The 15,848-nt window shown below is 69.4% G+C and carries 11 protein-coding genes; 2 read left to right on the forward strand and 9 right to left on the reverse strand.

Going from position 1 to position 15,848, the window contains the following annotated elements; genetic code table 11:
- Positions 1-39: 39 nt before the first annotated feature.
- The 6 genes from ACFCV8_RS15975 to ACFCV8_RS16000 all read right to left on the reverse strand — a co-directional run bounded on the left by ACFCV8_RS15975 (position 40) and on the right by ACFCV8_RS16000 (position 8,707).
- Complete coding sequence (locus ACFCV8_RS15975) at positions 40-2,028, reverse strand: right-handed parallel beta-helix repeat-containing protein (protein ID WP_376685944.1); 1,989 nt, start codon at positions 2,026-2,028, stop codon at positions 40-42.
- Between the two features lie 73 nt (positions 2,029-2,101).
- On the reverse strand, positions 2,102-3,013 hold the full coding sequence (locus ACFCV8_RS15980; protein ID WP_376685945.1) for a carbohydrate ABC transporter permease: 912 nt from the start codon (positions 3,011-3,013) through the stop codon (positions 2,102-2,104).
- A 10-nt stretch (positions 3,014-3,023) separates the two neighbouring features.
- Complete coding sequence (locus ACFCV8_RS15985) at positions 3,024-3,947, reverse strand: carbohydrate ABC transporter permease (RefSeq protein WP_376685946.1); 924 nt, start codon at positions 3,945-3,947, stop codon at positions 3,024-3,026.
- Complete coding sequence (locus tag ACFCV8_RS15990) at positions 3,926-5,170, reverse strand: ABC transporter substrate-binding protein (RefSeq protein ID WP_376685947.1); 1,245 nt, start codon at positions 5,168-5,170, stop codon at positions 3,926-3,928. The genes ACFCV8_RS15985 and ACFCV8_RS15990 overlap by 22 nt, the downstream gene beginning before the upstream one ends.
- Before the next feature lie 190 nt (positions 5,171-5,360).
- Entirely contained in the window at positions 5,361-7,424 is a 2,064-nt protein-coding gene (locus tag ACFCV8_RS15995) for a heparinase II/III family protein (RefSeq protein ID WP_376685948.1), read from the reverse strand.
- Positions 7,421-8,707 carry an alpha-L-fucosidase gene (locus ACFCV8_RS16000; protein ID WP_376685949.1) on the reverse strand — a complete coding sequence of 429 codons (1,287 nt, stop codon included), beginning with the start codon at positions 8,705-8,707 and terminating at the stop codon, positions 7,421-7,423. The genes ACFCV8_RS15995 and ACFCV8_RS16000 overlap by 4 nt, the downstream gene beginning before the upstream one ends.
- 91 nt (positions 8,708-8,798) lie before the next feature.
- Here ACFCV8_RS16000 and ACFCV8_RS16005 point away from each other — a divergent pair, with 91 nt between their 5' ends.
- Positions 8,799-9,632 (forward strand): ribonuclease activity regulator RraA, encoded by an 834-nt coding sequence (locus ACFCV8_RS16005; RefSeq protein WP_376685950.1) that lies wholly within the window; start codon positions 8,799-8,801, stop codon positions 9,630-9,632.
- 169 nt (positions 9,633-9,801) lie between these two features.
- Here the strand turns inward: ACFCV8_RS16005 and ACFCV8_RS16010 are convergent, their stop codons facing one another.
- Together ACFCV8_RS16010 and ACFCV8_RS16015 are read right to left on the reverse strand one after the other, a co-directional pair.
- Positions 9,802-10,965, reverse strand: coding sequence for a protein kinase (locus ACFCV8_RS16010; protein WP_376685951.1), 1,164 nt, complete (start codon positions 10,963-10,965; stop codon positions 9,802-9,804).
- Between the two features lie 92 nt (positions 10,966-11,057).
- Positions 11,058-12,626 carry a hypothetical protein gene (locus ACFCV8_RS16015; RefSeq protein WP_376685952.1) on the reverse strand — a complete coding sequence of 523 codons (1,569 nt, stop codon included), beginning with the start codon at positions 12,624-12,626 and terminating at the stop codon, positions 11,058-11,060.
- A 348-nt stretch (positions 12,627-12,974) separates the two neighbouring features.
- On the opposite strand from ACFCV8_RS16015, the gene ACFCV8_RS16020 reads away from it, so the two are divergent.
- A complete protein-coding gene (locus ACFCV8_RS16020) occupies positions 12,975-14,894 on the forward strand; it encodes a P-loop ATPase, Sll1717 family (RefSeq protein ID WP_376685953.1) in 1,920 nt (639 codons plus the stop codon).
- A 193-nt stretch (positions 14,895-15,087) separates the two neighbouring features.
- On the opposite strand, the gene ACFCV8_RS16025 is transcribed toward ACFCV8_RS16020, so the two are convergent.
- Positions 15,088-15,786 carry a DUF1326 domain-containing protein gene (locus ACFCV8_RS16025; protein ID WP_376685954.1) on the reverse strand — a complete coding sequence of 233 codons (699 nt, stop codon included), beginning with the start codon at positions 15,784-15,786 and terminating at the stop codon, positions 15,088-15,090.
- Between the last annotated feature and the right edge of the window lie 62 nt (positions 15,787-15,848).

Raw genomic sequence — 15,848 nt, forward strand, 5'->3', positions numbered from 1 at the left:
GGGATCTCCGGACCGGGCCCACAGCCGTTTCCTGCGCGGTTACCTACGGGCGCCCGCGCTCCACATGGGGGCCCCGTACTGGTAGGCCCCCAGACTCGGCGTCGCGTCCGTGGAGCCGTCGTTGATCCCCGGCAGCGGTATCGCCTGGTTGCGCGCGGGGGACTGCGCGCTCAGCCGGAAGTCGTGCTTCGCCGCGTCGACGAACAGCGGATCGGTTCCCGTGGGCAGGTTGTTGGAGAGCACCAGCCCGCCGTCGGTCGCGCCGGCCAGTCCCCGGATCTCGCCGACGTTGTTGTAGATCTTGGTGCCGGTCGACGCGTTCGGCTCCTTCACGTAGAACAACGTCATCCCGCCGGTGTTGTTGTACACACCGTTGTTGTGCGAGCCGGTGCCCAGGCCGTTGAGCATCACCGTGCCCTCGCGGTTGCCCCAGCCCACGTTGTTCGCGATCACCAGGTCGCTCTGGCCGTTGTCCGCGTAGACCCCCGAGATCCCGAAGGTGGTGAGGGTGGTGGCGGGCTTCGGGTCGTGCAGCACGTTGTGGTCGATGGAGGTGCCCATCATCCACGCGCTGCAGCAGGTGTAGATCGCGGCGACGTCGAGGCTGAGGCGGGCGTACCCCGAGATGTCGTTGTACGCGATCACGTCCTTGCCGGGAGTGAGCCCCTCCACCTCGTTCCACTGGAGGTTGATGCCGCTGCGGCCGACGTCGGCGATGGTGTTGTGGGTGACCGTCTGGCTGTTGCCCTGGACGGCGATGCCCGCCGCGTAGGTGCCCATGTAGTCGACGTCACGGATCACGTTGTCCGTCGCGGTGTTGTTCTGCCCGCGCAGCGCGATGCCGTTCCCGGCGCTCAGCGCCAGATCGCTGTTGACGATCTTGTTGAAGGTGCCGTCGAGGACGATGCCGGTGTCGCCGACGCCCCGGGTGACCGTGGAGCCGCAGTCCGTCGCGCCCCGGGTGATGTCCGTGTAGTGCGACAGGTAGCGGCCGGTGATGCCGTCCAGGGTGACGCCGGTGCTGGTGGCGCCGGTGCGCACGGTGGTGGCGAACAGGCCGACGCCCTGGACCGTGGTGTGGCCGACGCTCGCCAGGTCGAAGCCGTACGTGCGGCGCTTGGCCTCGACCGTGTGGCCGTTGGGGTCGTCGGTGGAGTACACGAACAGACGCTTGGCGGCCGGGTCGTAGAACCACTCACCGGGGCGGGCGAGTTCGCCGATCTTGCCGGAGAGTGCGTAGCGGGTCTCCTTGGGCACGACCTTGTGGACGCAGGGCGGTGCCTCGTTCAGCGTCACCGAGCCCACGGCGGAGCTCTTCACCGTGGTGGTGGCCGAGATGTACCAGTAGCCGGTGAGGGCGCGGGCGCCGTTCCAGTATCCCGCCGGGCGGGTCAGGGCCGGGTCGGTGACGGTGGCTTCCGCGCTGCCCGCACCGGCGTACTGGAGAGTGGGGGAGAGCAGGTCGAGACCCGGGTAGGGCCATTGGGCCTCGATGCCCATCTTCTTGTCGGTGAACACCTGCACGGTGGTTACGTCCTGGCCGAGGTCGACGTCGGTGCTGTACACGTTCCCGGCCGCCACCGCCTCGCTGAACGGTGAGTCCGCCGCGAACGGGTCGGACTCGGCGATCTTCGTGACGTCGGCGGCGGTGACCGGCCGGAAGCCGCCGACCTTCGACGCGCCGCTCACCGTCACCTCGGCCCCCGGAGCGGCGCGGTAGGTGATCGGCTGCGCGGCGGTGCCGGAGCGGGCCGGGACGACGGTCTCCTCGTACGTACCGGTCATGATCAGGCAGGTGTCGCCCGGGACCATCACGTCGGCGCACTGCTGGATGTGCTCGAACGCGGAGGTCCGGGTCTTGCCCCCGGCCTGGTCGCGGCCCGAGGGCGAGACGTAGTACGTCTGCCCCGACCGGGCCCGGTCCGGCTGCGCGACGGCCGGGCTGCCGGCCGCCACCACCATCAGGGATGTGAGCAGGGCGGCTGCGGACCAGGCCCCGCTGCGGGGCCGTGGCCTCCAACTCCTCATCACGCTGTGGTCCTTTCTCTTCTCTCGGCTCTTTCTCGGACGGGGAGGTCGAACCCGGTCGTCCCTTCCCGGTTCATCCCTTCACGGCGCCGACGGTGAGACCGCTGATGATGTGGCGCTGCATGTAGATGAAGAAGATGACGACGGGCGCGACGGCGAGCAGAAGGTTGGGAAACACCTTCGTCAGGTCGGTCGAGTACTGACTGATGCCGGCGTAGATCGCCGTCGTGACCGTGTAGTGCCCGGATGACGGGCTGAGCAGGATCTGGGGGGAGACGAAGTCGTTCCAGATCCCGATCGAGTTGAGGATGAGCACCGTGACGACCGCGGGACGCATCAGCGGGAAGATGATGGACCAGAACGTCCGGTACCGGCCCGCTCCGTCGATCGTCGCCGCGTGGTCGATGTCCACGGGGATGGTGCGGATGAAGCCGACGAACAGGAAGATGCTCACCGGCAGCGTGGACGCCACGTCGTGCGCGACCAGACCGGTCACGGTGTTCGCCAGACCGATCTCGCGCAGCACGTAGATCACCGGAATGATCACCGCTGCGCCCGGGATGAACGTACCGGCCAGGAAGTACAGCAGCACCAGCTGCGTACGCCGCTTCAGACTGCGCGCGATCGCGTACGCGGCAGGACCCGCGAGCAGGATGCACAGCACGTCCACGATCACGACGAGGAACAGGGTGAAGCCGTATCCGCCGATCACGTTGAACTGCGGGCTGTTGATCGCGGCCGACATGTGCTCGAAGGTCAGCCCGTCCAGCGGAATCGAGAACGGGTTGTCGAGGATGTCCTGCTGGGACTTGAACGCGTTGACCACCAGCAGGTAGATCGGCACGATCATGACGACGAAGAGCACGCCGAGCAGGACCCGCCGCACCGGTGAGCGCGGCTCCTTGTCCTCCGTGTCCCGGGTGTCGTCACCCTTGGCCGGGCGGGCCTTGGCCCTCTCGCGGACCTCTGCCTCTAGTACCACCACCACCGGCTCCTTACTGACCTGTCGCGGCCTGGTCTTGACGGTTGCGCAGCGCCGTCACGAGGAGGGCGAGCGCGGCGGACACCACCATCAGGAACACCGCCTGCGCGGTCGCGTACCCGACCTTGGTGCCCTCGAAGGAACGGGCGAGAATGAGGTACGTGAACGTCTGCGTCGAGCCGGCCGGCCCACCGCCGGTGAGGCTGACCACGATGTCGTACGCCCGGATGAGGCCCACCAGGTTCAGCACCGTCGCCACGGTGACCACGGGCGCGATCATGGGGATCACGATCCGTGTGTTGATCTGCCGCCTGGACGCCCCGTCGAGCGCGGCGGCCTCCAGCAGTTCGGCGGGGACCGTCTGGAGGGCGGCCACGAACAGCACCACGTTGAAGCCGAACCCGGCCCACACGATCACCGCGATCAGCGAGACCAGGGCGAACGTCTCGTCGAAGAGGAAGCCGACGGGCTCGATCCCGAACTTGGCCAGCGTGTTGTTGATGGCGCCGTTGGTGCCGAGGATCGCCGCCCACAGGTAGCCGAGGATCAGCGCGCTGATGACGTGCGGGAAGTACGCGACGGCCCGGAAGAACGAGTTCGAGCGGGAGCGGCCCTTGAGGGCCAGTGCGTACACCAGCCCCAGGCCGACCATGAGCACGGTGCCCGCCACCGCGATCAGTCCGGTCACGTACCAGGCGTCCGAGGAGCTCGGGTCGTCGAACAGGTGCTTGTAGTTGTCGAACCCGATGAACGCCGCGGTGGAGAAGCCGTCCCAGTCGGTGAGGCTGAGGTAGATCGCGACGCCCACCGGGACCACGGTCATCACGGTGTAGAGCAGGACGGCCGGGCCGATCATCCCGAGGGACACGGCCGACTCGCGCAGCCTCACCCGTCGCTGCTGCGTCCGTCCCTGGTTCAGCCCTGCGAGTTCCACCACTTGTCCAATCCATCGGCGGCGTCCGCGGGGGACGAGCCCGTGTACAGGGACTGGACCTGCTTGTTGAGCTCGTCGCTGAACCCGGCGATCGGCTGGCGGTCACCGGACTTCACGAGCACCGAGGGCGCCTTGTCCAGGATCTGCTGCACGGCGGTGCCGAGGCTGGACGTCTCGTAGGTGAAGCCGCTGCGCAGGTTGCCGTCCGAGGCGAGCTGGCTCTTGATGGCCTCCGGGTCGGTGGTTGCCCACTTCACGAACTTGATCGCCTCGGCCTTGTGCCGGGACTTGTTCACCACGACGTACGGGTTGGAGAGGTTGCCGAACTGTCCGGACGGGTAGGCCCCGTCGGTGGGCATGGTGAACACGCCGACCTCGTCGCTCTTCTTCGCCGCGTCCGCGGCGGGCACGAAGAACGACCCCATCATGTACATCGCGGACTTGCCGTTGAGGAAGTTCGTCTGGCCGTCCGCGTAGGTGAGGCCGAGCGCGCTCTTCTCCAGGTAGCCCTTGTCGATCCAGCTCTTGTAGGCCTGGAAGTAGGACAGGTAGTCGCTCTTGGCGAAGGAGTTCTTGCCGGCCTTGCGCTTGGCGGTCCAGTCCGGGTCGGCGGTGAGCACCCCGGCGTCGGCCATCATGGAGAACTGCCCGCCGGTGACCCACTGGCCGGAGGTCTGGAGCGGCTTGTAGCCCGCCTTCTTCAGATCCCCCATGGCCGTGGTGAACTGGGCCATGGTCCGGATCTTGGTGGCGTCGACGCCCGCCTTCTCGAAGGCGGCCTTGTTGTAGAAGACGAGGGACTGGATCTGCTCGCCCACACCGGCGACGTAGCGCTTGCCGTCCAGGGTGTACTGGTCGGCCAGCGGGGTCTTCGCGGCCCAGTCCTGGTCGGACAGGTCGGCGAAGAGCTGGGCGGTCTCGGCGCTCGGAATGATCTGCTGGGCGACGTCCGGCGGGTCGCCCGCGGCCAGGTCCTGCCGGAGCTTCGCGTCGGCGGATATCGTGCCGGTGAGTTCGAGCTTGATGTTCACACCGGGGTTGGCCTTCTCGTACTTGGCGAAGAGGTCGTTCCAGTACTTCTCCGTCAGGTTCGGCGTGATGTTCACGATGACGCGGAGGGTCGTGCCCTCCGAGGCCTGGTCGGATCCGCCGCCGCAGGCGACGGCGGAGACCATCACCAAAGGAGCCAAGGCGAGTCCGCAGGTACGGCGCCACACTGTTTTCATGGGACACGCTCCGTTGCGTAGTCGTGAATAATCGATAGGTGATGCTCAGCCGCGGAGCCCCTGGTGGAGCGGCGGCGGGGGTCCGCGGGCGTACCTGGAGGAGGAACGCCCGGCGGGGATGGTGCGATGCGATGAGATGGAGACGGGTGAGGTTCTCGCCCCTGTTCCTATCGTCTATCGATTGCTGATGCTAGGGGTGGCACTCCGCATCTTCAAGAGTGCTGCCGCAAACCTCTGCGGTCGGTTTCTGATGCTCCGGTCGGACGGGGCGGTGCGGCAACCACCGCACGGTGAAGAGCCCTTGGGGCGCCGGGGAGTGCACCATGAGCGTCAGTCGGCTCAGATGATCGCCCCAACTCCGCTTCAGTACCGGGTCGTCGAGTTCCCGGCGTACGACATCGACGTCCGCGGCGCGCGGATCCCAGCGCATCATCAGGCCGCTGCCTCCGGGGGCGGTGACCGTGGCCCAGCCGTCCCCGTACGTGACCTGACCGGCCAGCACATGATGGAGCGCCACGCCGGCGCCGGCGCCCTCCCACCGGTCCTCGACGCTCACCCGCGCGTCCGCCTCCCCGTCGGCCCGCAGCAGGCGGACCGTGCGGTGCCAGCGGGTGAGCGTGCCGGACGGGTAGGCCCCGCTGATCTCGGCGGTCATCCCGGCGGCGTCGGGGCCGAGTTCGACGCGTACGTCCCGGGCCCGGTGGTCGGGGCCCGGCCGCTGCGGGGCGCCCGGCTCGGGGACGTTGTGCCAGTCGCTGCGGAACGGCCACTTGTCGTAGCGGTCCGGCCCGAAGGTCCGCGCGGTGTACGTGGGACGGCCGACGTCCACCACCAGGGGCCGCCCGTCCGCCGCCACCCAGTAGGTGCCGACGTCCAGATGGTTGTGGTGCTCGCCGTTGTGCCCGGCCTTCACGGCGACCGCGAGCCCCTGCGTGCTGGACGCCCGCTCGCGGGCCAGCAGGATCTGGAGCCGGGGGAGCCAGGTGTGCGCGGTCAGCCACGGAGCGGAGGGGGCCGGTGGTGTGGCGGGCCCCTCCGCCGCGGGCCCCGGGGGGTCGGCGACGACCGCGCGGCACCAGCGTTCGTCGGCCAGCGCGGTCAGGGCCCGGCCGAGCCCGGCGCGCGGCGGCGCGGGGTCGTGCTGCCGTCGGGCCCCGGCCAGGGCGTGGGCGGCCGTGCCGGGCTGTCCGAGCCGCAGGCCCCAGCGGAAGGGGACCTGCCAGGGCTGTCCGGCGGAGAGCCGGGCCGGGGCGTCGCCCACGTTCACGTACCAGTCGTCGCCGAGATGCATGCGCTGCGGGTACTTCAGCAGCTCGCCCAGGACCGGCAGCCGTCGGGCGTCCAGGGCGGGCCCGCCCACCCCGGCCAGCAGATCGAGGATCTCCAGCAGCCGGCAGGCGCCCACCCACCAGTAGGCGATCCCCTCGTCGATGCCCCCGTCGTCGGGGAGCGTGACGACGTAGTGGTCCAGCCCCGCCACGACCAGGCGCACCAGCCGGGCCCGTCGGGCGTCGTCCTCGCAGAGCAGCAGCGCGGCGGCGAGCACGGCGCCGTGAATCCACGGGTTCCAGTTGTTGGCGCCGCCCTCGGCACCGATCCACCGCCAGTCCCGGCGGCGCTCGAAGGGCCGCAGTACCCGGTGCTCCACCTCCCGGCGCAGCCGGCGGCGCAGTCCCGGCATCCGGCGGTCGAGGCGCGGGCCCAGGGCGTGATCCGCCCAGGCGAAGAGTGAGGCGACCTCGGCGGCCCCCAGGTCGAGAAAGGGGGCGTCCGGATCGGGCACCAGCTCACCGCGTTCTGCCGCGAAGCGGTCGTGCGGCGCCCAGCACCACGTACTGGCCTCGGCGAACGCCACCAGCCCGTCGATCGCGGCGTCCAGGAAGGGGCAGGCCCCGGGAGCCCCGGCGGCGTCGGCCGGCTCGTCGGCCAGCACCGCCGCCAGGGCCAGCAGCGACACCCGCTCCTGCAGTGCCCACGCGGCGTCCTCGTACGCCCCGCGGTCCCCGTCGCGGAAGGCGCGGGCCCAGGCCCCGGCGGAGAGCCGCGGTTCCGGCCGTCCGAGCTCCGCCCCGGCCTCGGCCAGTACCCGCTCCCGTGCCGCCACCGGGATCGCGTCCCACACCTCGCGGCAGTCGATGTCCGGCACCCCGGTCCGGGCGGCCGGGGCGCCGAGCAGCCGTGCCAGTCCGGCATCGTCCGCGGCGCCGAGCACCGCCGCGAGGCAGGTTCCCAGGGGCCCCGTCACGGAGCTCATTCCTCCCCGTCCAGCTCCAGCTCGATCACCGGCAGCAGCACATCGGGGCGCGTGATCGGCAGGGTCAGGGTGAGCGTCCCGGCCGGCTGGTCCGGCGGCGCGAGGTTGTTGTGCTCGTGCCGCGCGCCGTCCAGCTCCTGGAAGCGGATCTCCGAGCCGTCGTGCAGCAGCTGGGCGTACCGCACCCGCCCGGCCAGTCCCGGCAGATGGAGATGCTTGAGCGGCCAGGCCAGCAGGTGCAGGTACAGCCGGTTGCCGGACTGCGTGTACAGGGCGTTCGCGGGCGGGCGGTGCGCGCTCGGCCCCGCGCCGTGCACGGACCGCGCGTGCAGCGCGGTCCACTCGCCGATGGCCCCGAGCGTGGCACGGGCCCGGGGCTCCAGGGCGCCGCGGCCGGTGGGGCCGACGTTCAGGATCAGATTGCCGCCGCAGGCGACGGACTCCACCAGCATCCGGACCAGCAGTGCGGGGTCCTTGTAGTCGTGGTTGTCCCGGTCGTACCCCCAGGAGCCGTTCAGCGTGTGGCAGGCCTCCCACCGCACCCGCTCGCCGCCCCGCTCCAGCGGCCGGTCGGGCTGGTACTGCTCGGGCGTCACATAGTCACCGGGGATACCGAGCCGGTCGTTGACGAGGATGCCGGGCCGCAACTCCTTCGCCAGCGCCATCAGCCGCTCGGCGCCCCACTCCCCAGGGCCCTTCTCCGGATAGCTGAAATCGAAGAAGAGGAGATCGATCTCGCCGTACCCGGTGAGGAGTTCACGGATCTGTCCCTCCATGTAGGCCCGGTAGCGCGCCATGTCACGGGGTTCGTCGTGGGCCCCGGTGCCACGCAGCGGATGGTGCTCGTCCACCGGGAATTCGGGGTGGTGCCAGTCGAGCAGCGAGTAGTACAGGCCGACCCGCAGCCCCTCCGCGCGCATCGCCTCGACGAACTCGCGCACCAGGTCGCGGCCGGTCGCCCGGACCGAGGTGTAGTCGGTGAGCGCCGAGTCGAACAGGCAGAATCCGTCGTGGTGCTTGGCGGTCAGCACCGCGTACCGCATGCCCGACTCCCGTGCCGTACGTGCCAGTTGCCGGGCATCGAAGAGATCGGGGTCGAAGCGGCGCAGATAACGGTCGTACTCCTGCTGGGGCATGGCCTCCCGGCTGCGCACCCATTCGTGCCGGGCGGCGAGGCTGTACAGGCCGAAGTGGACGAACAGCCCGAAGCGTGCCGCCTCGAACCAGTCGCCGCAGTCAGGGATTCGGGGAGAAGCACCGGTCACGGAAGGCTCCTGACGCATTGACATCACTAATCGATTGGCTGTTATCTACCATCGATAGGCGATGATGTCACTGGCGTTGCGTGCGGCGAGCACGCGGAAGGGCACGGGCATGCACCCGATTCGGGACCAGGAAGCGCCGTCGACGGGGGAGTCCCCCAGCAACGGGAAGGAGCGGACCCGCAGTTACGAGTCGATGCGAGCGCCGGTCCACACCTCGGACTACGTACGGCCCACCGCGCAGATGGTGGACGCGCTGAAGAACGTGAGCGCCGCGACGGCCTGCGCGAAGCTGCACCAGGTGGGGATCACCCGGACTTTCATCGACGGCCCGGTGCCACTGCACCGCGACCCGGACGTCAAGGTCACCGGCGGTGCCGTGACCCTGCAGTTCCTGCCACAGCGCGAGGACGTCTTCAACGGTGCGGAGCAGGAGGACATCGAGCGCAAGACCGCGTTGTGGGGCGTCCTGGAATCCATCCGGCCCGGTGACGTGCTGGTCGTCTCCGCCTTCGGCAGCCACTTCACCGGCTGTCTCGGCGACATGCTGGTGCGGTACTTCAAGCTGCGCGGCGGCGCCGGGATCGTGGTGGACGGCAGGGTGCGTGACGCCGCCCGGATCCGCGCCCTGGGCGTGCCCGTCTGGTGCACCGGAGTCACCCCGCACTATGCCTCGCAGACCGACCTGTTCCCGTCCGCCTTCAATGTGCCGGTCGGGGTCGGCGGCTCCCTGGTGACGCCCGGCGACCTGATCGTCGCGGACGAGGACGGTGCCGTGGTCGTCCCGCAGCAGAACGCGATCCCGCTCGCCGAGGACTCCCTGCTGCATCAGGACCGCGAGGAGTTCGCCCGCCGCCGCCTCGACGAGGGCGGCCGCCTGTCCGACTACTACCCGCTCACCGGCGAGGGCCTGACCGAGTACCTGGCGAGCCGCCCCACCACCTGATCCCGGGCCGGAGCGGGCGCGACACTGTCGGGTGAGCCCGGGTCGCGCCGGCTTCCCCGGTGCCCCGTCGTGGTTGATGCCGCTGCTTCACACGCTCGGCCGGTACGCCGTTGCCGCGAGAGCGCCGAGATGTGCCCCGGCCCGATGAGCCGAGGTCCTCGGGCAGCCCTCAGGGATTCCCGCGACTCCCGTCGTGGATCCAGCGCGCCATCTCGGTGAAGGCGTCCAGCGTGCGTGGATGTGCCCGGCCGTACCACTCCGCGCAGTCACGGCCCAGCCGGTCGTACAGGGTGGCGGCCCCGCGGGGATCTCCGCTGTCCCCGGTCAGCTCGGCCAGCTCCATCCGTGCCGCGATGACGAGGTGGTGGTCCCGCCCGTGTTCTCTCGTGAGCCTGCGCACGGCCAGCTCCGCGGCGCTCAGCCGGTCGCCGAACCCGCTGTCGGGAGCCGGCCGGAGGGACGGTTGGGCGTACGAGAGGGGCGTGGGGCCGAACCGATGCGGCCCCGCCTTGCCGGAGCGTCGGTCGAGCAGATCCTCGGTGCTCGTGATGGCGTGGACGACAGTCCGTGCGTTCTCCGGGCGCCGCAGAGGGTCCTTGGCCAGCAGATCCATGATCAGCGCTTCCAGCGGCTCCGGGATGTCAACACCCTGTGCTCCGGGCGGCCGCGGTGTGCGTTCCTCGTGTGCCCGGGCGAGAGCGATCGGGTCGGCGCGTTCATCACCGAACGGCGGCATTCCCGTGACCATTTCGTACATCACACAGCCGAGGGAATACAGGTCGCTGCGCGCGTCACCCGCCTCGGCCCGGCATCGCTCCGGTGACATGTACAGCGGTGTCCCCGTAATGGTGTGTGTCTCCGTGGCATCGACGAATCGGGACAGCCCGAAGTCGACGATGCGCACGTCGCTGTCCGTCTCGCGGATGAGGATGTTGCCGGGTTTGACATCCCGGTGCACGACGTTCTGGTCGTGGGCGGCGGCGAGGCCCTGCGCGATCTGTCTGCTCCACCGACACGTTCGGGCGAGCGTGAGCGGCGTGGGGCGCAGATAGGCGGCCAGGGGTTGGCCGTCGACATACTCCATGACGAGAAATGGAGGGCTCTCGCTCAGATATCTGTCGTGGATCGAGGCGACGTACGAACTGTCCACCTTGGCCGCCGCGAGACTCTCGCGAGCGAACCGCTCACGCACCCGCGCGCTCCGCTCGGCGCTCGAACGAGGTCCGGCCAGCTTGTCCAGCGCCAGGAATTTCAATGCCACGTCACGCGCGAGTTCCTTGTCCTGCGCCTTCCACACATCGCCGAATCCACCGCTGCCGAGATGGCTGATCAATCTGAAGCGCTGGCCGGGTCCGATGAACTCGGTGGCTGGTCCGGGCCATTCGTGTGCGGAATGGGAAGGTCGGCCGGCTCCATGCGTGTCCTTCATGTTCCCTCCGCTTCTGCGCCCTGCCACGTCTTCTGCGGCCATGCTTCGAGGTGGGGCGTCGTGGCGAGATTCTCGTGCCATGCGGCGAAGAAGGTGACACGTTGGTCCAGCATCCGCTCCAGGCCGATGGTGACGGAGCGCAGTTCCTCGCGGCCCTGCTGGCCGAGCTCCTGCTTGAGGGCGGGAACACGACCCCACTCGATGATCAGCCAGATGAGGGCGGCGACCGTGACGGCGAGCACGGACGTCAGGAACGGGCCGCGCGGAGCGGCGAACGCGGTGACGCTGCCCGCCGTGACCAGGCAGATCGAGGCCACCAGCCGGACAGGGCGGTGCCGCACGGCCTCGATCCGTTGCCGTGTGAGCTCCTGGACGATTTCCCGGGCTTCGTCGAGCAGCGGGTCCTCGGGGACCGTGACATCGGGGTCGGAGGGGAGCGTCTGTTCCCATTGCCCCCAAGCGACGTCGAACTCGGCGGGAAGCAGGAGACGGGAGCGCCTCTCGCAGGTCCCGGACGCCTTCATGATCTGCGGCCACAGCGCCTGCAGCGCCAGCTGCCGAGCCTCCTCTCCCAGCCGCACGGAGTCAGGCACGAAGACGGCGTTCACCAGGAGTTTCTGTAGATCGACCGGCTCCTGCGCGGCCAGGGCCGCCGTGTGCTCCGCGTGTGCCGCTTCCGTGTCGCCACCGTGTTCGACGACCGTCCTGAGGTAGCGGATCCGTGACGCGAGCGCGGCCTCCTCGGGGTCGTGGCGGTCGATGAGGGAGTCCAGGGCGCTCGCCGCGTGGCCCACCGACTCGGAACCCGACGCACCGGGAAAAGCCGAGCGCAGGTGGCCGAGGGTGGCTTCGGACACGGAGGCCTCCTCCCAGCCTCGGCGGAGCGCGTCCCAGTCGCCGGTGTACGCCTGACGCAGCTCTCCGTAGTTCTGTTCCGGGAGTTCCGGAGCAAGGTCTCTCATGTGCTGGGCCACCTGCTCGGTGGTCGAGGACACCCGGCCGGCGAGGTCGAGGCGGTCGAGCCACTTGTGCGTGGCCTGGCGGGCGGCGAGATGCGCACGTTCCCCCAATTCGCCGCAGGCGACGGCGTCGAGCACGACCTGGAAGTTCTCGTCCAGGGCGTACGGATCGATCGAGAGCAGGTACTTGTCCATCCAGTAGGCGGCTTCGTCCAGGTCGCCCGTGCGCGTACAGGTCAGAAGGAAGAAGAGATTGGACCGGTTCATGTCGCGGGAGTACGCCAAGGACCGGGCGTGGTGCATCAGTCTCGCCTTGTCGAGATGCCGGGAGGCCAGCGCCACGACTGCGGGGCCCAGCCAGAACGAGGGGTCCATGAGCATGCGGTTCTGCGCGCAGGCGGAGACCAGGTCCTTGTCCAGCACGCCACGTTCCAGGGCATACTTGGTGAGCTCGCTGACGAGTCCGTGGGCGAGCGCGCGCGTCTGCCGACGCTGCTCGAACCGGGCGTGCCATTCAAGGGTCAGCCGGGACAGCTCGGCCTCTGCCGCTATCCGTGCCTGATCCTTGGCGTACTGATCCGTGAACGTGTTGAACTGGCTGACCAATTGAAGAACTGATCCTTCGACACGTTCCACCGTGTGTGAGACATCGGCCAGCTCGGCGGAGACCGACCGCATGTCGCTCCGGAGCTTTGCGACGTCACCGCAGAGACCCCGGACCTCTGATTCCACCGCATCGACTGCGCTGTCCATGCTGTGCAGAGAGTCGTGCATCCTGGCGAACGGATCGCTGCCGGCGTCCGGTTGTTCACTCATTCCGCTCCCGCTCCCGTTCCCGCTCGATCGGAGGCCGCTTGTGTCTTCTCTCCGCATTGTCCGCAGAACCCCGTCGACGTGGTGCGGCAAGGCTAGTCTGATGGAACTGATGCGGGCCGACGGCAGGGTGTGAACATCGTGGACCAGCGGGGCGGGCCCGTACACCATCTGTTCTTCGGGCGTGACGATGCCGAACACGACTACGCCGACGGCCTGCTGAGGCAGGGCTTCCAGCAGACGCTCGCCTACGAAGCGGCTCTCGCCGGGCGCAAGTCCCTGGTCATCGGGCGAAAGGGCTCGGGCAAGAGCGCCATCTGCGCACAGCTCGCCCATGGTCAGGTCTACAGCGGTCCCACGACACAGATCGCGCCGGACAACGCGGCGGGCGATGTGATCCGGCGCTTCGATCTCCAGGGGGTCACCTCGGACACCGCGAAGTCGCTGATCTGGCGCTATCTCTTCGCTGTCCAGGCCGCCCGCCACCTCGTCCGGCACTCGGGCGAAGATCACCGGGGGTGGTTCCGGATCCCGCCCGCCGCGCGGGCCCTGCGTGATTTCCTCCATGCCAACGGAGAGGACGCCGATGCCCGCCTCACGGACCTGATCAGCCGTGGTGCCGGACGGCTGCAGTCGGCGGCCCTCTCAGTGAAGATGTTCGGCGTGGAAGCCAGTGTGCAGACAGGGGAGGCGCCCGCGGAAACCCGGTCCGAGGGAGCCCGCGCCATGCGCCAGCTCGATGCCCTGGAGACGGGTGTCCGGTCGGCACTCACCGCTTTGGAATGCGCCGAAGCCGGGCACCCGCCGTTGTTGGTCCTGGTCGATCAGCTGGAACTGGTCTGGCAGGCCGACCCCGACAGCCACGCCCTGGTCACCGGCCTGCTGATGGCGGCCAAGCACGCCGCGCGGATGTACGGATCGGCGGTGCGTTGCGTGCTGTTCATCCGCTCCGACATCTACGACACACTGAACTTCAGCGACAAGGACAAGTTCCGCAGCGACGAGATGCACATCGCCTGGACGCCGGAGGCCCTGCACGACGTTGCGCTCACCCGCGCCCGGATCTCTCTGGGGCGTCAGCTGAGCGATGCCGCGCTGTGGGGCGAGATCTTCCCTGCCACCGTATGCGGTGTGCTGACCCCCGACTATCTCACCGAACGCTGCCTGCCGCGCCCTCGTGACGCCATCCAGTACCTCACACGCTGCCGGGACGTCGCCTCGGCACGCGGCCACGCAACGATCCACGAGGCCGACGTCCTGACGGCCACCCAGCAATTCTCCTTGCTGAAACTTGACGACCTGGCCCGTGAGTACAACGTGGGATTCCCCTTTCTGCGCCAGGTTTTCGTCCTGTTCGAGTACGGAAGCTTCAGGATGCGCCGGGACACCTTCAACGAGCGCTTTGCCGCGGTGCGCGACTCCCTCCACGACAACTTCGACGACTACACCGAACTCCTCAACGAGCAATCGGTGTTGGAGGTGCTCTTCGCCATCGGCTTTCTCGGGGTGGGACGGGACGACGAGGTCGTGTACGCGGGGACCACCGTGCTGCCGATGCAGCCGGGTGACGACGAGCTTCACGTGCACCCGTGCTTCCGCCCGGCGCTGCACTGCGAGGGAACGGGCCCGGCCTCCGGCCTGCCTGGGCCGGGCCCCTCTCCGGACGCCTTGGTGCCCAGCTACTCCCACACCAGCTTTCTGCGCAGCGTCGCGGCGACGGACGTGGGCTTCATCCCGGACCGTGAGGTCCGCCTGCTCGACGAGGTCCGCTACGCGGCCGACCGTCTCCTGCGCCACCTCGACCGCTCGGGCCTGTCCGCCGACCTCCGGGTACAGGTGCGCCGGGACCTGGAGTCCGGCCTGGAGCGGCGTTCACGCAGCGCGGCCCGGGTCCACGTGCGCACTTTCGCCTCGCTCCTGACGGAGATGTCCGGCCGCCTCGAGGCGGCCGGCTACGGACGCGAGCCGGTCACGCTCCGACTGGCCGACGAGGCCCGCACCCTGGAGCGCGCGCTCGGCGGATCGTCCTCGGGCGGCGGAGGCTCCGACTCCTCGGGATGACCCCGCGCCTCGTGACGGCGGCCCGTCGTCACGGGAGACGCGCGGGCGCTGTGACAGCGGCGGCCTCCTGTGCCTCGGCCTTCACCACCGGCCCGCCTTCCCGGGCGCCGTCGGCCGCTCGGCGCACTCCCGGTCCGCGGCGGCCCGGCCCTCGGGGAGGAGCGGACCGCCGCGCCGGGGGTGCGCCCCGAGGTCAGGGACGCCAGTCGAACGGGAAGTGCTTGCTGGACCCCCCGTGGTACTCGTGGGAGAAGTCGAAGCCTTCCGCGTGGTCGCTCTCGACGACCCCCCAGGTGGCGATCTGGCCGGGGCCGACCTCGGCACCCGGGGCGTTGACCAGTTGGACGCGGCGGGAAGGATCGGCCGTGGGGCCGGTGAGGGCGGTCGCGCCGACGGAGACGGAGTCGGCGACGCTGGCCCGCCAGTAGGAGAGGTCCTCGGCGGCGTCGAACTGGACCGGTGCGTAGCGCACTTCGCGCAATTCGCTGATGAGCGAGCCGAACTGCCCCGGCCAGCCCCCCACATGGCCGGCGAAGATCTGCTCCAGTGCGTCACGCTGGGCCTGGTCGCCCTTGGCGTCGATGTAGAGCATCACCTTCATCGTGGCGTCCGGGTCGCCGACCCACATGTTCCCGGCGAATTCCCCCAGGGCCACCACGCCCAGACCGTCCAGGCGCACATCCCCGAAGTGGCCCTCGTGCACCTGCCAGACGAGCGTGAAGAGGCAGTCCCCGTGGGTCGGTGCCTGGGCGAACGTGCAGGGGCAGGGCAGCGCGCAGCTGCACACGTCGAACCACTCGCCCCGCAGATGCCAGTCGGGCAGTGTGCCGTCACCCGTGCCCGCGCGGACGACGGCGGGGGCGCTCTGCGATACGGCGGAAGTGGTGCACATAGTGGTCTCCTCCTAGATCGCCTATACCCCTAGGGGGTATCGTGCGACTAGGTTAGGGCGCC

The organism is Streptomyces sp. NPDC056347 (assembly GCF_042262625.1).
In the GTDB taxonomy this organism is placed as follows: Bacteria; Actinomycetota; Actinomycetes; order Streptomycetales; family Streptomycetaceae; genus Streptomyces.

What these genes read in the sequence shown, in the direction of transcription:
- ACFCV8_RS16025 (WP_376685954.1), bottom strand. Translation starts at nt 15,786, where the DNA reads ATGTGCACCACTTCCGCCGTATCGCAGAGCGCCCCCGCCGTCGTCCGC.
- ACFCV8_RS16005 (WP_376685950.1), top strand. Translation starts at nt 8,799, where the DNA reads ATGCACCCGATTCGGGACCAGGAAGCGCCGTCGACGGGGGAGTCCCCC.
- ACFCV8_RS15990 (WP_376685947.1), bottom strand. Translation starts at nt 5,170, where the DNA reads ATGAAAACAGTGTGGCGCCGTACCTGCGGACTCGCCTTGGCTCCTTTG.
- ACFCV8_RS15995 (WP_376685948.1), bottom strand. Translation starts at nt 7,424, where the DNA reads ATGAGCTCCGTGACGGGGCCCCTGGGAACCTGCCTCGCGGCGGTGCTC.
- ACFCV8_RS15975 (WP_376685944.1), bottom strand. Translation starts at nt 2,028, where the DNA reads ATGAGGAGTTGGAGGCCACGGCCCCGCAGCGGGGCCTGGTCCGCAGCC.
- ACFCV8_RS16000 (WP_376685949.1), bottom strand. Translation starts at nt 8,707, where the DNA reads ATGCGTCAGGAGCCTTCCGTGACCGGTGCTTCTCCCCGAATCCCTGAC.